16 protein-coding genes are annotated in these 18,270 nt (G+C 31.3%); 1 reads left to right on the forward strand and 15 read right to left on the reverse strand.

All coding sequences use genetic code 11. From position 1 onward, the window contains the following. Positions 1-15: 15 nt before the first annotated feature. On the reverse strand, positions 16-837 hold the full coding sequence (gene modA, locus KPL54_RS10160) for a molybdate ABC transporter substrate-binding protein (RefSeq protein WP_216106468.1): 822 nt from the start codon (positions 835-837) through the stop codon (positions 16-18). A gap of 179 nt (positions 838-1,016) precedes the next feature. Beyond that, complete coding sequence (locus KPL54_RS10165) at positions 1,017-1,982, reverse strand: substrate-binding domain-containing protein (protein WP_216106469.1); 966 nt, start codon at positions 1,980-1,982, stop codon at positions 1,017-1,019. Between the two features lie 452 nt (positions 1,983-2,434). Here KPL54_RS10165 and KPL54_RS10170 point away from each other — a divergent pair, with 452 nt between their 5' ends. Then, complete coding sequence (locus KPL54_RS10170; protein ID WP_216106470.1) at positions 2,435-3,619, forward strand: SH3 domain-containing protein; 1,185 nt, start codon at positions 2,435-2,437, stop codon at positions 3,617-3,619. 47 nt (positions 3,620-3,666) lie between these two features. Here the strand turns inward: KPL54_RS10170 and KPL54_RS10175 are convergent, their stop codons facing one another. From KPL54_RS10175 to KPL54_RS10235, 13 genes are all read right to left on the reverse strand, one after another. Next, positions 3,667-4,584 (reverse strand): S66 peptidase family protein, encoded by a 918-nt coding sequence (locus KPL54_RS10175; protein WP_216106471.1) that lies wholly within the window; start codon positions 4,582-4,584, stop codon positions 3,667-3,669. A gap of 63 nt (positions 4,585-4,647) precedes the next feature. After that, on the reverse strand, positions 4,648-4,926 hold the full coding sequence (locus tag KPL54_RS10180) for a SoxR reducing system RseC family protein (protein WP_216106472.1): 279 nt from the start codon (positions 4,924-4,926) through the stop codon (positions 4,648-4,650). Positions 4,927-5,063: 137 nt separating this feature from the next. Further along, on the reverse strand, positions 5,064-6,734 hold the full coding sequence (gene ilvD / locus KPL54_RS10185; protein ID WP_216106473.1) for a dihydroxy-acid dehydratase: 1,671 nt from the start codon (positions 6,732-6,734) through the stop codon (positions 5,064-5,066). A 140-nt stretch (positions 6,735-6,874) separates the two neighbouring features. After that, positions 6,875-7,561, reverse strand: coding sequence for a FadR/GntR family transcriptional regulator (locus tag KPL54_RS10190; protein WP_171295498.1), 687 nt, complete (start codon positions 7,559-7,561; stop codon positions 6,875-6,877). Positions 7,562-7,660: 99 nt separating this feature from the next. Next, complete coding sequence (locus tag KPL54_RS10195; RefSeq protein ID WP_216106474.1) at positions 7,661-9,043, reverse strand: leucine-rich repeat domain-containing protein; 1,383 nt, start codon at positions 9,041-9,043, stop codon at positions 7,661-7,663. Positions 9,044-9,234: 191 nt separating this feature from the next. Then, positions 9,235-10,692, reverse strand: coding sequence for a sensor histidine kinase (locus tag KPL54_RS10200; protein ID WP_253203422.1), 1,458 nt, complete (start codon positions 10,690-10,692; stop codon positions 9,235-9,237). A 189-nt stretch (positions 10,693-10,881) separates the two neighbouring features. Beyond that, entirely contained in the window at positions 10,882-11,577 is a 696-nt protein-coding gene (locus tag KPL54_RS10205) for a YjbE family putative metal transport protein (protein WP_216106475.1), read from the reverse strand. A 285-nt stretch (positions 11,578-11,862) separates the two neighbouring features. Beyond that, positions 11,863-12,126, reverse strand: a complete 264-nt coding sequence (locus tag KPL54_RS10210; RefSeq protein WP_216106476.1) for a hypothetical protein — start codon at positions 12,124-12,126, stop codon at positions 11,863-11,865. Between the two features lie 130 nt (positions 12,127-12,256). Beyond that, complete coding sequence (locus KPL54_RS10215; RefSeq protein ID WP_216106477.1) at positions 12,257-13,441, reverse strand: MFS transporter; 1,185 nt, start codon at positions 13,439-13,441, stop codon at positions 12,257-12,259. 106 nt (positions 13,442-13,547) lie between these two features. Continuing rightward, the gene (locus tag KPL54_RS10220) at positions 13,548-14,900 is read right to left on the reverse strand and encodes an MATE family efflux transporter (protein WP_216106478.1); all 1,353 of its coding nucleotides are present in this window, start codon (positions 14,898-14,900) and stop codon (positions 13,548-13,550) included. Between the two features lie 166 nt (positions 14,901-15,066). Beyond that, positions 15,067-16,254 carry a pyridoxal phosphate-dependent aminotransferase gene (locus KPL54_RS10225; protein WP_216106479.1) on the reverse strand — a complete coding sequence of 396 codons (1,188 nt, stop codon included), beginning with the start codon at positions 16,252-16,254 and terminating at the stop codon, positions 15,067-15,069. A gap of 109 nt (positions 16,255-16,363) precedes the next feature. After that, the gene (locus tag KPL54_RS10230) at positions 16,364-17,008 is read right to left on the reverse strand and encodes a bifunctional 4-hydroxy-2-oxoglutarate aldolase/2-dehydro-3-deoxy-phosphogluconate aldolase (RefSeq protein WP_216106480.1); all 645 of its coding nucleotides are present in this window, start codon (positions 17,006-17,008) and stop codon (positions 16,364-16,366) included. Further along, positions 17,008-18,234 (reverse strand): peptidase U32 family protein, encoded by a 1,227-nt coding sequence (locus KPL54_RS10235; protein WP_216106481.1) that lies wholly within the window; start codon positions 18,232-18,234, stop codon positions 17,008-17,010. Before KPL54_RS10235 ends, KPL54_RS10230 begins: the two co-directional genes overlap by 1 nt. Positions 18,235-18,270 lie beyond the last annotated feature (36 nt).

The raw sequence follows: 18,270 nt of genomic DNA on the forward strand, positions 1-18,270 counted from the left end.
ATTCCAACTCCTATCCTATTTTACAAGAAAACTAAAACCATATTTAACAAACACCGCTTTTGCTTTATCACTAGATAAATATTTTAAAAACGCTTTAGTATCATCTATATTTTTGCTAGCTTTAATTACAGCTACTGGATATACCACTGGTTTTTTGTATAATTCCTTGCCAGCAACAGCTATTACCTTTACCTTTTTAGAAGTCTTAGCATCGCTGCCATATACAATTCCGGCATCTGCATCTCCTGATTCCACCCAAGATAAAACTTCTTTAACATCTTTTGCGTAAACGGCCTTTGCTTTTACTTTATCAAGAATTTTTAAAGATGTCAATATTTCCTCTGAGTATTGTCCTACAGGAACAGTTTTAGGTTCTCCCAAAGCAATTTTCTTGTTATTACTGTTTTCCAAATCTTTGAACTCCTTAATACTCGCTGTAGAATCATTCTTAGTTATAAGCACTACAGTATTTCCTAATAGATTAACTTTGGTAGAATCAATCAGCAACCCTTTTTTCTCAAGTGCAGTCATCTGTTTCGTAGCTGCTGAAAAGAATAAATCAGCACTAGCGCCTTGTTCTATTTGTTGTTGTAAAATTCCTGAAGAACCAAAGTTATAATTTATTGTAACATTTGGTTTTTCCTTTTTATAAAATGTTTTTATTTCCCCCATGGCCTCTGTTAAGCTTGCAGCAGCTGAAATTGTAAGTGTAACTGATTTTTGAGCAGTTGCTTTCGCTGGTGTTTCAGCTGTTTTAGCCTTTTGAGTGCACCCCGTCATTGCCAATGTAAATGTAACTAGGAACATAGTTAATACAAAACGTACTCTTTTTTTCATTTTCTTCCCCCTATAAATATATTTTCTATTGTGTTCTGTTATGTTTTGTTATGTTACGTTGTGTTTATTGTTTTTTATTGTATCTTAATTCACTGAATATTTCAACTAATATTTATAAATAATTTATAATGAACTAAAAAAATGATTTAGCATATAAGCTAAATCATTTTTTTAGTTCATTAGGTCTCTGCAGTTATAACCCCAATATCTTTTAGGTCATATCCACCAATACCTTCTAGTTCGAGTTTAAACTCCTTTGACCTAATAATTTGAAGTACAGCCCGAAAATGAGGTTTATCAATATCCTCTTTTTTAATTACAAGTTCATAACTTTCAGTTTGTAATGGAATAAAATCAATTTCATTTACCTGCTGGCAAACTTTTTCATTCCCAATAGCTATATCAGCTCCGCCTCTTGCAACAGTGCTTGCTACTGCAAGATGTGAAAAACATTCTCTATCGTAACCGGATATATTATTACCATCTATTCCAAGCTTTTTTAAATGTTCATCTAATAATATTCTTGTCCCACTGCCTACCTCTCGGTTTATTATAATAATTTCTGATCGTTTTAAATCTTCCCATCCTTTTACCTCTTTAGGATTACCCTTTTGAACATAAAATCCTTGCATCCTATTAGCAATATGAACTATTATTGTAGGTATTCCAGGAAGCATTTTTTTTACATAAGGTACATTATACTGCCCTGTTTCACCATCCCATAAATGAGCCGTAGCAATTTGAACATTACCATGATAAAGTGCATACAATCCATCATAACTACCAATATAAGATCTAAGTGCCTGAAACCCTTTAGTGTGTTGTTGTAAATGTCTTGCTAATATATCTAGCATAATATCCTGACCACATATAACAAAGCCATAACTTTTTTGAATTTTTTCTAATCCATATGGGCTCTCAATTGAATTATAAGAATTAATTCCTTCATCATTACTTTGTTTAGTATTTTGAAGCCTTTTAGACTTATTTTTATATTCTTCAATATCCTTCATCTCTATTCTTAATTTGTTGCCAACCTTATATGAATTAAGCTCTCCTCTTTTTACCAATTCATAAACTGTGTTCTTTGATATTTTAAGTATCTCCGCAACTTCTATTGGAGTTAATGCAGAATATTTCTCCACTTTTTCACCCCCCATATATGTTCTTCCCATATTTTAAAATTACACATAGACTCAAAAATTATTCTTACTTGTTATATAAATATGTGATTTATAATCTATATTTTATTTATATATTATACTTATTACATTACAAAATCAATAATTAGATGGTACATCTTGTATTAATATTGAATTTACAACTAATTTGTTTCTTAGTTCTACTTAATGCCTTTTCAGTATTGATATATATCATGTTGCACAACAAATAACGACATTTTTTTTATAATAATAACATTTTTCATAGTACAAGTGATATACTATTTAAATACGACTTCATAATATTTCCCATGGGATTTTTTGAGTTAGGATTAAATAAGACTCAAAATAAAGGTGGTGGATATATAAACGTAACTATCTCATGTTTCGTATTAAAGTGAAATAGACCTATTAAATGAAATATTGGAGGCAAACATATGAAAAAAAGAATAGTTTTTATAGTAATGCTATTGTCTATAGTAAGTTCCCAAATTGCAATTGCCGACACCGGTGCTGTAAATACATCATCATTACGTGTTAGACAAAAACCTTCACTTTTATCTAACATTACAGGTTATCTTTCAAAAAACACAAAAGTAACTACTCTCGGAAAATCTGGAGATTTTTATATAATAAATTATGGTGGAAAAACTGGTTACATAGGAAGCTCATACGTAAATCTAGTAAAAAGCACTCCTATTACCACTGAAAAATATGGTCAAATAACAGCGACAACATTAAATGTAAGGTCTGGAGCTGGTTCCACTTATCCCGTGACTGGATCTATTACACTCGGAAGCAAAGTTACAATACTTGGTACCTTAAATGGATTTTATAAGATAATTTATAATGGAAAAACAAGTTATATAAGTACCTTATATGTAAAGGTAACAAGTAGTACAAGTACCCCTACATCTACAGCTACCGCAACACCTGCTGTAATACCTCCTGCAAAACCTACTGGTGTTGGAAATATTATAGCATCTGATTTTTTAAATGTAAGAAAAACAGCTTCCTTGGATAGTAATGCAACTATTATCGGTTCATTAAAACCAAATCAAAAGGTAGATATATATGGAACTCAAAATAATTTCTATAAAATTAAATATTCTGGTCAATGGGGATACATATATAAACCATATGTAAGTATGGTTAATGAAGCATCAAGCAGTCCAAACTACATATCAAATGGCCAACAATCTACTACAACCGCAACTGGAAATAATATAGTGTCTTATGCTAATGCATTTTTAGGTACGCCGTACTTATGGGGCGGTGCTACTCCTGCAAAATTAAGTACTACTGGTAAATATATAAGTGGTGGCTTCGATTGTTCAGGATTTGTTCTTTATGTTTATAAACACTATGGTATAACTATACCTAGAGTAACCATGGATCAGATAAATGTAGGTACGCCTATTAGTATAGATAATCTTAAAAATGGCGATTTAGTTTTCTTTACAACAAATACTTCTTCACCTTCTGAGGTATCTCATATTGGAATTTATATTGGAAACAATAAATTTATACATTGTCCGAAACCAGGTGATGTTGTAAAAATATCTCAATTAACTGGATATTACAAAGATAATTTTGTAATAGGTAAAAGAGTAATAAAATAGTTACCATAATGAAAGCTTGTAAAATTTTAATTTTACAAGCTTTTATATTATTCTACTACAGCATCCAATACATTTATGATTCCAAGTTCTGCATCCATTCTGACCCTAGCCCCAATTGGGATTGTAAGTTTAGGGTAATCATGACCTGAGCAAAACCCAGAAAACATAGGTATGTCTAAATTGTATAATCTATCCTCAAGAACTTCTTCTAGTGTAAGGCTTCTTTCATAATGTGGTAAGTCACAATCCTTAAATTGGCCTAAAACAATCCCCTTACACTGCTTAAGTTTATTTGATAATAAAAGTTGTGTTAGTATTCTGTCAACTCTATAAGGTGCCTCATTAACCTCTTCTATAAAAAGTATCTTATCTCTCATATCAATTTCATAGGGAGTCCCAAGCGAGTTACATATTAATCCCAAATTACCGCCTATAAGGTTACCATTCACTATGCCTGGGTTTATGCACGATATTTTAAATTCATCTGGATTTTTAATTGTATATGGTTTATACCCTTCCATAAATGTAAACATAAAGCTTTTAAATGTGACCACATCTTCTAAATTAGAAGTACCCATTGGGCTATGAAATGTAGTTAGCCCACATTTTTCATAAAAAGCATTTAGAAAAACCGTTATATCACTAAAACCTGCAAATATCTTTGGATTTTTCTTTATAATATCATAATCTAGATATGGTAGTAATCTACTTGAGCCATATCCGCCTCTAACACAAAGTATCATGTCTACTGCTTTATTTTTAAACATTTCCATAATATCGGATGCTCTGTCTTTATCTTTACCAGCAAGATACCCCCACCTATCATATAGATGTTTCCCTTCTATTACATTAAATCCTAGATTATTTAGAAATAAAATCGCCTTTTTTATTGCTTCTATATTTTCAGGACTTGCAGGAGAAATTAGCCCAATAGTATCTCCGAACCTTAGCCTTTTCCCAATCATCGTTAGCACTCCCTCAGATTAATTTAAAATATTAAATAATTAAAAAACTTACAAGATTAATATCTATAAATCTTCCCAATAAATTTTTTCTTCTTTATCATCTATCGCCGCTGATTTATCAAACAATTTAATAACTACAATTGCAAATATAAAACCAACGATTCCTCCGCAAACTCTAGAAATTTGAATAGGTGCTCCTATATATTTTCCTATATATCCTCCTAAGACTACCGCAACAACAACAATTATTATCGGGAAGACAAATAGCATAAAGGAAGCTAATAACATATTAGTCTTTTTCTCTTTCAAAGTACCTTTTTCTTTAGATTGATCTATTTTCATACTAATCTCCTTCCAAACAAAACTTATTTTCTTAAAATTAGCTTAATCACTTACAATTATATATTATCTAGATATGAAAAACAATAATATTAAATATAATAGCCTACATCTTAATGTTAAGATGTAGGCTATTATATTTAATATTTTGGAACTTCTAATATAGCACCTTTATTACCTGATGACACTAATGCAGCATACCTAGCAAGGTAACCTGTTGTAATACTAGGTTTTCTTGGTTTCCAGTTTGCTCTTCTTATTTTAAGCTCTTCATCACTAACATTAAAATTAATAGAATTAGCATTAATATCTATTGATATAATATCCCCCTCGTGAATTAAAGCAATATTTCCGCCAACTGCAGCTTCAGGAGAAACATGTCCAATTGCAGCTCCCCTAGTTGCACCACTAAACCGTCCATCTGTTATAAGTGCTACACTATTACCAAGTCCTCGTCCCATAATTGCAGATGTTGGATTAAGCATTTCTCTCATGCCAGGACCGCCCTTAGGGCCTTCATAACGAATTACAATAACATCTCCAGGAATAATCTCATCTGAATTGATAGCACTCAAAGCATCCTCTTCACAATCAAACACTCTTGCTGGTCCTTCATGTTTTAACATTTCATTTGATACTGCAGACCGTTTTACAACACATGAATCTGGAGCAAGATTACCCTTAAGTACAGCAATTCCACCAGTAGTACTATAAGGATTTGTAATGGTGCGAATCACCTGTGTGTCTTTTATTACGCATTCTTTGATATTTTCTGCAACAGTTTTGCCCGTGCATGTAATCAAATCCGTATTTAATAAATTCAATTTGTTTATCTCATTCATAACAGCATAAACCCCACCAGCCTCATTTAAATCCTCAACATAGGTATGTCCTGCCGGTGCAAGGTGACATAGATTAGGTGTTTTATCGCTAATTGCATTTGCCATATCCACATTTAACTCAATGCCTACTTCATGAGCAATTGCTGGTAAATGAAGCATACTGTTTGTACTGCATCCAAGAGCCATATCCATAGTTAGAGCATTTTTAAATGCACCTTCCGTCATAATATCTCTCGGCCTTATGTTTTTACCCAGTAGCTCCATAATTTTCATTCCAGCGTGTTTTGCAAGCCTAATTCTCTCAGAATAAACCGCCGGAATAGTTCCATTCCCGCCAAGTCCCATTCCAAGAACTTCCGTTAAACAATTCATGCTATTTGCAGTATACATACCAGAACAAGATCCACAGGTTGGACAACACTTATTCTCAAATTCTTCTAACTTTTCCTCAGTAATTTTACCAACATTAAACTCACCAACTGCCTCAGCAATGCTTGAAAAACTTGTTTTACATCCATCAATTTTACCTGCAAGCATAGGGCCTCCACTTACAAAAATAGTTGGTACATTAACTCTTGCTGCTGCCATTAAAAGTCCTGGTACATTTTTATCACAATTTGGTACCATTACTAGTGCATCGAAAGCATGTGCCATAGCCATTGCCTCTGTTGAATCAGCAATTAAATCTCTTGTAGCTAGTGAATACTTCATACCTTGATGACCCATGGCAATTCCATCACATACTGCAATTGCAGGGAAAACTATTGGAGTACCGCCTTTCATTGCTACACCAATTTTCACAGCCTCTACAATTTTATCTAAATTCATATGACCTGGTACAATATCGTTTTTTGAACTAACGATACCTATAAGAGGCCTTTCCATTTCTTCTTTTGTAAAACCTAAAGCATTAAATAGTGCACGTTGAGGTGCTCTGCCTGTTCCTTTTGTTACTACATCACTTCTCATAACATTACCACCTTTATAATTTATAGTCCACAGTTGTTTGTTTCTATTGTACGTTGTATGATGTCTGTTGTCAATGATTTACTATAGTTTTATAAAAAAATAAATGACAATTCTTATGTAACAAAGAACTGACATTTATTTTATTCATTACTTATTCCAAGACCCCTCATAGCGTGTAAAATATGAAGTTTCATTGCTGTTTTTGCACCTTCTGCATCCCTGGCCTCTAAAAACTCCATGATCATATGATGATCATTTAGCGTATCGCAAATTATGGTTTCATTTTCGTAGGATAAAATCACGCCCTTATCAATCGCTTTGTAAAGTATAGGCATTAACTTATTCATAAACTCATTATGAGTTGCCTTTGCAATAGATTTATGAAAAGCTTGCTCCGTCTCAGTACGATCAAGCTTATTTAGAATTTTATCTTCCTCTAATCTACCATAATACAGTATTCTTGCAAGCTCCTTGTCTGTTGCCCTCTTTGCGGCATAATAAGCAGTTTGAGGCTCAAAAATCAATCTCATTTCATATAAATCTTTAACGTTCATCTTAATTGTAGAAAACTCTTCTAATCCAAAATCCCCATTAAGTTTCTCATGATTTGTCACATACGTTCCTTTGCCTCTCTTAATTTCAAGTATATTGTGAGTTACTAAAATACGAATACCTTCGCGAAGTGTAGTTCTACTTACTCCTAGTTGCTTCGATAGTTCATTTTCATTTGGTAGTTTATCTCCAATAACAAATTTTTTATCTATAGTAATCATTGCAAGGATATCATCAGCAACACTTTGAGATAAGTTTTTTTCTTTTCTTGACATAGGATAACCTCCCATATTATAACATTTTGTAATTTTAAACAACCATAATATCACAAAGTGTTTATTTTATTATACTGTTATAAATAAAGCCCTTATTTCTTATTTAATATTCCATTTAGGCAAGGCATTTCGCAGTGATTGCATATCTGTAGCACCGATTTGATTCATACTTACATTTAGCTCAGTTAAATTAATCAACACTTTTAAAGGTTCTATATTAGTAATTTGATTATTACTTAAATTTAATGAAGTCAAATTAGTCAGATTCTCAATCCCTGAAAGATTTGCGATATGTTTATCTTTAGCATCTTGCAAACTTGTTATCTTATCAACATCAGACTTTAAAATATCTCCAGTAGGTTGTTGTATAGCATTTCTTATTAATTTTTCTAAATTTTCATCTGGAAATGTTATAACTTTACTAGCTTCAACCTGATTACTGACACTTGTTATATTTTGCTTAGGAGTAATAACTGTATTCACATCTCTAGGCATTTCCAGTTCTTTATACTTAGTATTGCCTGGAGAATAATCTTTTATTTGATTTGTGTCTAAATACAAATCAATCAAGTTAGTAAGTCCCTTTAAAGGTTCTATATCACTCATTTGATTTGCTGCTAAATTCAACTTAGTCAAATTAGTTAGTCCTTTTAAAGGTTCTATATCGTTCATCTTATTCGCAGATAAATTCAAACTAGTCAAGTTAGTAAGTCCCTTCAAAGGTTCTATGTTGATCATCTTATTCGCAGCTAAATTCAAATCGATTAGGTTAGTAAGTCCCTTTAATGGTTCTATGTCACTCATTTGATTTGCTGCTAAATTCAAATTTGTCAATTTAGTAAGTCCTTTTAAAGGTTCTATATCACGCATTTGGTTATCAGCCAAATTCAAATTTGTCAATTTAGTAAGTCTCTTTAAATGCTCTATATTATTCATTTTGTTTGCTGCTAAATCTAAATTAGTCAATTCACCAAGTCCCTTTAAAGGTTCTATATTACTCATTTTGTTAGCATCCAACTTCAGATGAGTCAATTCAATAAGCCCTATCAAGGGTTCTATATTATTAATTTTATTAGATGCTAAATTCAAATTAGTCAAATTTGTCAATCCCTTCAAAGGTTTTAAATTACTAATTTGATTGTTACTTAAATCTAAACATACTAAATTAGTCAGATTTTCTATGCCTGAAAGATTCTTAATATGTTTACCCTTAGTATTTTTTAGGTTTGTTATCTTATCAACATCATCCCTTAAAATATCTCCGGTAGGGCATTGTATATACTCTCTTATCGTTTTTTCCAAATTTTTATCTGGAAATGTAATCACCGTACTCTCTGTTACCTGTGCACTTACGAGTGTTAGTTTAGCTTTATTATTTAATGATGAATTTCTTACGAGTTTATAACCACCAAAACTAAAGACAACTACTATAATCAAAAAAATACTGCCCCACTTAAATTTGATACAATTAACCTCTGTCATTTTTATAATCCCCCATTTGTACTAGTCGTTAAACTACACCATATATTTTATTTAAAATAAAACTTTAACAATTGAGGGATTTGTATTATTCATTTTGTCCTATGCTCCAAAAAATTTCAAATACTTCCCCTGTATCTTAATTTTTTAAAAATAAGCATTGTACATTTTATATTCATAAATTTAACTTTCAGTTACAAATAAACATCTGAAAGTTCCACGCGTATATTTTCATTTTCACTTTTCCCTTTACTATTATATAACATATTCTCATGGGTCACCTTCCTAGCTGGAAGTTCAACTGTAAATTTGCTTCCTTTTCCGAATTCACTTTCAGCATATATAATGCCTCCATGCAATTCCACAATGGACTTAACTAAACTTAATCCAATACCTGTACCTTCAGAATTTCTTGATAAGGATTTATCTACCTGCTTAAATCTATCAAAAATCATACTCAAGTTCTTTTCTTCAATTCCTATGCCGTTGTCCTTGACTGAAATTTGAAAGGATTCATCTTCATCCTTGAACTCCACAAGTATTTCATCACCTTCATTTGAAAATTTTATGGCATTTGATATAAGATTTAATAATATTCTTTGTATCATCTCTGTATCGCATGCAACAATTTTTTCCTCCGTATCCGTATCAAAAATAATGCGTATACCTTTAATATCAGTAATATTAGTTACAGACATTACTATTTCTTCCACAACTTCAACAATATTATTATTTGATAAATTTAAATTAAAGAATCCTGCTTGTATCTTTGATGAATCAACTATATTATTTATAAGTTTAGATAACCTATATGAATTTAATTTCATTGAGTCAAGATATTTAACAATTGTTTCCCGCCGCTCATCTAATGAACCGTTATCACAATATATTTGAAATAATTGTATGGCTGAAAAAATTACATTTAGTGGTGTTTTAAGTTCATGAGAAATATTTGCAATAAACTCTTCATGTGAAATAAGTAATTTATTCAATTCTTTATTCACTTCATTTTTTTTCTTAACTTCCTCATACATGAAATTTGAAATATAATTAATAAATATAATATTACCCACAATAAGCACAAAACCCAGAACGGTCAATAAACATTGCTGAATTATTTGAGTATTTGCAACTTTATTACGTGAGCTATTTACCTCTAAATCAATCTGACTTATTAGTATATTATCAGTAACCTTAAAATTATCAACTAACTTTTTTCCTTGATTTAAATTAAGCTTAGCCTGTACTAATTTTCGATTATCGACTAATTCAATTTGTTGTTTATAGAAATTTTGAATAGCCTTCATCTGCTGGTTAAGTTTATTTGTAATATCAACACCAAGTGTTGTATCCTTCAAGTTATCCAAAGAATTATAATATCCTTGTACTTGTTTATTTCCTAAATAATAGGGTTCTAAAAATTCTTTATTTTCTGAAATCATATAACCTCGAATACCTGATTCTTGATTAATTAGTGACGTTAGAATTTCCGTTGAAAAGATTTTTGCCGGAATTATTTTTTTAATAATAAAATCAGATTCACTGCATACTTTATTCATACTATAAATGCTAAATAATATTATAATTAATGATAAACAAGCAATTGAAAAATACCCTAAAACCATAGTTCGCCTACTTCTACTCCTACCCATAATAATTATCCTCATTTCAAAAATAACTTTTGCTACTGTAAATTAAAATTTATATATTCCAGTAACATATTACCACATTTTCTTACAAATTACTACATATTGCTTCGTTCTAAAATGGTATTGTTATTTTGTTTTTTGTAAGAAATAAAGTTATCCAATTCTCTATATTGTTTTACGTAGGTTTTATGCTTATTGATTGGTTCCCAAATCAATTTTTGATTTTTTGATTATTAGGAATCCATAAACTAATATACTAATAGCAAAAATCCATGGAATTATTGTTAGAACTGCTGGTGCAAGCTCTATATATTTTGTTGTTAGGTTATCCTCAAGTATCATTTTAAGAGAAGTATGGGCTAGTATACCACCACCCAAATATATAACAATAGGATGTTTTCTCATTAAATTTGCAACAATTTGACTTCCGAAAAAAATTATTGGTACATTTATCAAAATACCAACTATAATTAATAATACACTACCATTTGCTGCACTTGCTATTGCAATTACATTATCAAGACTCATACTTATATCTGCAATAATAATTATAGCCACAGCTTCCCAAAATTTCCCTGCTTTCTTCACAGTGCAGTTGTCTTCTTGAGCTTCTGGTTTAATGAAATCCCATGTGATTTTCACTAAAAATAAACCACCAATTAATTTAATATGTAACCATTGTATATTCATTATTAGAGTTATAATACAAGCAAATACTATTCTTAATCCTATAGCTCCTGTTATTCCAATCAAACTCGCCTTTTTAGCATATGCAGGTGGTAATTTTTTTGTTGCCAAAGCAATAACTCCAATATTGTCGCCAGATAATGTTAAATCAAGTATGGTAATCTTAAGTATTCCTATAATTAAAAGCACTAAACTTTCCATTTGAATCCTCTTCTCTCGTTTTTTTAATGTGGCATTTATAAATATTCATATCATTAATTCACAAAAAACTTCATAGAAACTCTATGAAGCGTTTAATTTTCACAAAAATGAATTTTGCTCTTTTCTATTTACGCTAAACAATAAGCTTTAGCCCCTACCATTATACAGTATTATTCTACTTTTTCAATACAATTTGTAAAATTTTATATTACAGTATTTTTTATTATAAAAAGAGGCTAATCCAAAATAATTATAGATTAGCCTCTTTTTTTAATATATTCAATTTTATTTCAATACTTTCAACATGGTTTCCAGTATAGCAATACCTTCTTCCTTGTATACCACTGACAACATGTATAACTCTCTAACAGCTTCTATTGCCTTTTGAACGCTCTCTTTACTCTTAGTGTTGACGTAATACCAGTGATCGCCGTCGTTGCTTCTTAACTCTTTCATATCCTTACTAGTATGTTCATTTAAGTTCCAGTAACTTTTAACTGGTTTCTTTACTACATCTTCAAGATGTTTTCTACCTATTAATGGCATCATAATTCCCCCTATTTTTTATTATTAAAAATTACTAAATAGGATATCATTATATATGATTCGACATAAATAATCTATACGCATATCGTCTATATTTATAATCACATATTATGCTAATCTTATATTAATCGCTCTAAGCAATTTCATTGCTGCTTGTCACACTTAAGACAACACAAACTATCATCAAGACAATCGCAAGTATAATTGCACTCATACCAGCAAAAATCCCAAAAGCGTCAGATAATGCTCCTGTTATAATTGGCATTATAATAGCTCCAATACCACCAACCATAAGTAGTACTCCCATTGACATAGGATAATCCTTAATAATTTTTCCGACACTTGAAACTGTTGTAGGATATATGCCTGCCATACAAAATCCTAATCCCATTATGGCTATTGTTATAATTGTTATATTCTGAGACGATAACAACAACAAATAAAATGCGACAGTCCCAAGACTTGTTACTAGAAGTAATTTTTTCTTAGATACCTTGTCCCCTAAGAACGCACAAGTTAACCTTCCAATAAGTATGACTATCCATAACAGTGAAGCAAGCACTTGAGCATATTGTATAGTCATAATATTTGAATCTATAAAATATTTAACCAACCACCCATTAATAGTTGCCTCTGCACATAAATAAAAAAACATAATACCCGCTGTAATCCAAAAAAATTTATTTTTCATAAATTTATAAGATACTTTGACTTGTTTCATTTTTTTTGCTGTATCCTCTATTTTCATTTTTGAAAATAAATAAATAGAGATACTTGCAAGAATAATAATAACGATTGCGGCTATTTTCCAGCCAATATCACCTGCCATATTTGTACATAGAATTACTAAAAATGGAGCAGCCAAAGCTCCAACTGCAAAAATGCTATGTAAAAAATTAAGTGCTGCTGAACTACTACCGGACACCTCATTTACAACGGTGTTGTTAAAATTAGAAATGCTCCCCCTGCTTATTCCAGTAAACAAAAATCCTAAAATGAGTAACACTGGATTACCTGTCAAAATCATTATTAAAAAGCCCATAATAACAAAACTACATAAAAACATTATAGCTTTTTTTCTTCCTAAATAAAGTGGTAATACACCTGCAATAAATCCCGATATTAGGTTACCTACTTGATGAGCTGAAAGTAAAAGACCGCTCATTGTATTGTTCAAACCATATTCACTACTAATAATTGGCAAAAGCGAACCTAAAATCATAGCATACAGCCCATTGACTGCAAAAACAAAAAAGCAACAATTTAAAATGTACCTCTTGTCTTTATCCAGCGCAGAGTAGAATGATTGCTTTTTCATATAAATAAAATCCCCCTTATGGTGTATCTTAATATAATTACTTTCGATTTTATACTCCAATAATATAATTGTCAACGGAATAGAAATTAACCTTCCGACGATTTCTTTAGGTTTGGGGGATAAATTGATTCTTCTTCCATCTTCCGGACCTCAGATATATTATACACATTACAAGTGATGCGAATGTTGCAAGCGGCGATGCAAACCCAATTTCACAAAGAGTGATACCTGCCATTTTACTTAATACAAAGGACAACGGAATACGAATAAAAAAAGTAGCAATTAAACTATGAATCATTGGAAATAAAGAATTGCCACAGCCACTAAAAAACGAGTTCATACAAAATACAAAACATACCAAAATGCAGTCAATACTGTATGATTTCAAATATAGTGCGGCTGTTTTTATAACCTCAACATCCCTCGAAAACAATGCTGTCAGCGACGTTGGATTAATTTGTACATATATATAACATATTATTCCTATAATTAATGAACATCCCATTCCTATATACAAACACTGTTTCGCTCTTTCCTGCTTTCCTGCCCCCATGTTCTGAGCTGTCATTGCTGCAATTGCTGAAGCAAACGCAATAGTTGGAAGCATTGTAAATACAATTATTTTTTCTACAACACCTACAGATGCAGAAGCAGTAAGCCCCATTACATTAATAACCGCTGTAATTATTATAAAAGAAACATTAATTAAACCATCCTGTAATGCTATTGGCAATCCTAACTTAAATACTCTCTTTGCTTTACCTGATTCAAGTTTAATATGACTGCGATTGAACTCAAAAACAAAACCTACCTTTTTTACATACATGACCCCAATTATGAAACTTATAGCTTGAGCTAATATAGTGGCAATCGCCGCTCCTGGTGCACCCATATGTAAAACACCCACTAATACTAAATCTACAACAATATTAGTTACGCAAGCTACTGTTATAAAGTATAATGGAGCTTTTGAATTACCTAATCCTCGTAGAATACCACTTAATGCATTATAGCCTATAATAAATGGTATACCACAAGAACATATGAAAATATATTGTTTAGTGTATTTAAATGCCTCTGCTGGTGTATTCATTAAACTTGTAATAGTACCCGTTAGTAATACCATAATTACAGTCAAAACAGCAGCCATTATAGCAAATATACAAATTATAGTTCCAATTGACTCTGCAATATCCTTATATTTCTTTGCACCCAAATAGTTGCCGATTATAATTGTACCGCCTGTGGTAAGTCCAAGAATAACTCCTGTAATTGTCTGCATAATCTGACTCCCTGTTGCCACCGCAGAAACTTGTGCAGAATTATCAAACTGACCAACAACTAGCAAATCTGCTGCGCCATAGAGCGCTTGCAGCAAACTTGCTAATAAAAACGGAAATGCAAATTTTAATAGTGTGGGGATAACCTTCCCCTTCGTTAAATCGTTATGTTGCTGCATTAATATATAACCTCCTAAAAACAAAAAATGCTGGATAAGACAGTTGATTTTATCCAACCATCTTATCCAGCATATAGTTATATACCCTCCGATGAATATACTAACCGTACCACATACACAAATTATTGTCAAAATATATAAGTAAATCATTCATAGTTATTACCTCTTAATATTGGGAAAAATCCATTAATCTTTTAATTCCCTCTTTAATATTTTCCATAGATGTAGCATAAGAAAGTCTTACATAATTACTTACACCAAATCCATCTCCAGGGATAACTGCTACCTTTTCTTTATTAAGAAGTACCTTAGCAAAATCTATTGAATTATTAATTTTAGTACCATCAATTATTTTACCAAACATCTTAGAAATGTTAACCATAATATAAAACGCTCCTGTTGGTTTTGTGCATGAGAGCGTACTAGAAGTGTTTATTTTTTTAACTATATAATCTCTTCTTATTTTGAACTCTTTGACCATTAGTTTTACTGAAGTCTGATCTCCATTTAATGCCTCAACTGCAGCATATTGCGCTATAGAATTAGGGTTAGCTGTAGTATGGCTTTGTATATTAGACATTAATTTAATAATTTTCTCATTTGCGGCAGCATATCCAATTCTCCAACCAGTCATTGAATATGTTTTAGAAACACCATGTATTATAATAGTTCTATTATATGCACCATTATTTAAATTCGCTATGCTTGTATATTTAAAATCATCATAAATAAACTTTTCATATATTTCATCAGATATTATTATCAAATCGTTAGCTTTTGCAAAATTTGCTATAATTAATAACTCATCCCTACTATATACTGCACCCACAGGATTATTAGGACTATTTATAAGAATTGCTTTAGTTTTTGGCGTCAAAACTTCATTTAATGCTTCACTTGTATATTTAAAATCATTTTCCTCATTAGCAGCTGCATATACCGGTACCCCATCTGATAGTTTAATTAATTCAGGATAACTAACCCAATATGGTTTAGAAAGAATAACTTCATCGCAAGGATTTAGAATAGATTGAAATACATTGGCTATACATTGTTTAGCTCCAGTTGAAATGATAATTTGAGATTTATTGTATATTAAATTGTTATCTCGCCTAAATTTTCCACATATTGAAGTTTTTAATTCATCAATACCTGATGCCTTTGTATATTTTGTACAACCTTTTTTAATTGCTTCTATAGCTGCATTTTGAATGTTTTTAGGTGTATCAAAATCCGGTTCACCTGCACCAAATATTATTACGTCAATTCCATCTGCTTTCATTTCTTTTGCTCTAGAAGTAATATCTAGGGTTACTGATGGTGAAATTTGTTCTGCTTTCTTTGAAAAAATCATATCAAAACCTCCATATATAGAGTTTTATCCACAGAAACATTTTATAATCCCTGTGGATAAAACAATTAACATTTATTATTTTATACGTTATTATAGTATTAATTTAATCCTATAGTCCTCTTGCACTATTAACTTTTGCAACAAATTTAGCAGCCATTTCTTTTACTGCCTCGTAGTCACCAGTTTTTGCTCCCTTAGTCAATTCACCACCAGTACCTACTGCTACTGCTCCAGCCTTTATCCAATCCTCTACATTACTTAAGCTTACTCCACCAGTTGGCATAAGGTTTGCTTGGGGAAGTGGTCCATTAAATGAACTAATTATTGATGGACCAAATGCATTTCCTGGGAATACTTTTATAATATCAACACCATATTCTAAAGCTTCTATTGCCTCTTTAACTGTCATTATTCCTGGCACGACAGCTACTGCATATCTGTTACAAATTTTTAATGTGTCTACATTTAAATTTGGACTTACTATAAAATCTGCCCCTGCGAGCATACATGCTCTAGCTGTCTCCGGATCAAGTACAGTACCTGCTCCTATAATGGCTTCTTCAGCATTATAACGTTCAGACAACTCTTTAATTATATCAATAGCACCTGGAACTGTCATAGTAATTTCAATGGCTTTTATTCCGCCCTTAATAACTGCATCAATAATTTTAATACCCTGTTGTTTGGATTCTGCTCTTATTACTGCAACAACACCTGCATCTAAAATTTGTTTAATAACTTGTGATTTTTTCATTATTTTTCCTCCTTAAGTTTAATAATTATATCATCTGCCTTAAGTTCTTCATGACATTCAATTGTGAAAATCATTTGTGCAGATGGCGCACTCTCTATAGTTTCTCCGTTTTCTTTTTTCATGCTATTAAGTTTAATGTTCTTGTTATCTCCCTTTGGAACTAAAACTTCAACAGCATCACCATTGTAAGCTTTATTTTTTTGCTGTATTGTTGCTATATGAGAATCTTTGTTATAGTTTCTCACAATACCTACAATGTCATAATTGCGAATGTATGCTGAGCTTTCATAACTCTGTTTTATCTCTTCATCAAAGTAGAAGCCAGTAGTATAAGGTCTGTGACTAGGCTTTAGAAGATAATCTGCCCATTTAGAATCAAAAACATATTTTTTAGGATCTTCTATGTATTTATCAATGGCTTCTCTATAGGCTTTTACAACAGATGCAACATAATATACACTCTTCATCCTTCCTTCAATTTTAAGAGAGTTAATTCCAGATTCCATAAGTTCAGGAATATGTTCTATCATACATAAGTCCTTTGAATTCATTATATAGATTCCATTGTTATTATCAGTAATTTCATGACGTTCTCCGGATTCATTTTCTTCTATCAGATGATATTTATATCTGCATGGTTGTGCACATTCGCCTCTATTTGCATCTCTACCTGTTAAATAATTTGATAACATACATCTACCTGAATATGCCATGCACATTGATCCATGAACAAAAGCTTCTATATCGCAGGTTTTCGGAAGTTTTTCTCTCAAAATTTTGAAATCATTTATACTCATTTCTCTCGCCATTACTACTCTTTTAACACCTAATTTGTGCCAAAATAAAGCAGATTTATAATTTACACAATTTGCTTGAGTACTTAAATGTATCTCAAGATTTGGAACTACTGCTTTAGCAGTTTCAATTATTCCTGGATCTGCAACAAGTATTGCATCAACCCCAATTTCATATAACTCTTTAAGATAATCTTCTATTTCTGCTAAATCATCATTGTGAGGAATTATGTTTAATGTAACATAAATTTTTTTCCCCCTAGAATGTGCAAATTCTAGTCCTTCTTTTAATTCTTCAATATTAAAATTGTTTGCAAATGCTCTTAGATTCAGTTTACTTCCTCCAAGGTAAACAGCATCCGCGCCAAAATTTATAGCTGTTTTAAGTTTTTCTAAGTTCCCCGCTGGAGCTAAAAGCTCTGGTTTATTCATAACTGACTTCTCCTCATCTTTTCTCAAGTGTCTCCA

The sequence above is a fragment of the Clostridium estertheticum genome (assembly GCF_018861295.1).
In the GTDB taxonomy this organism is placed as follows: domain Bacteria; phylum Bacillota; class Clostridia; order Clostridiales; family Clostridiaceae; genus Clostridium_AD; species Clostridium_AD estertheticum_D.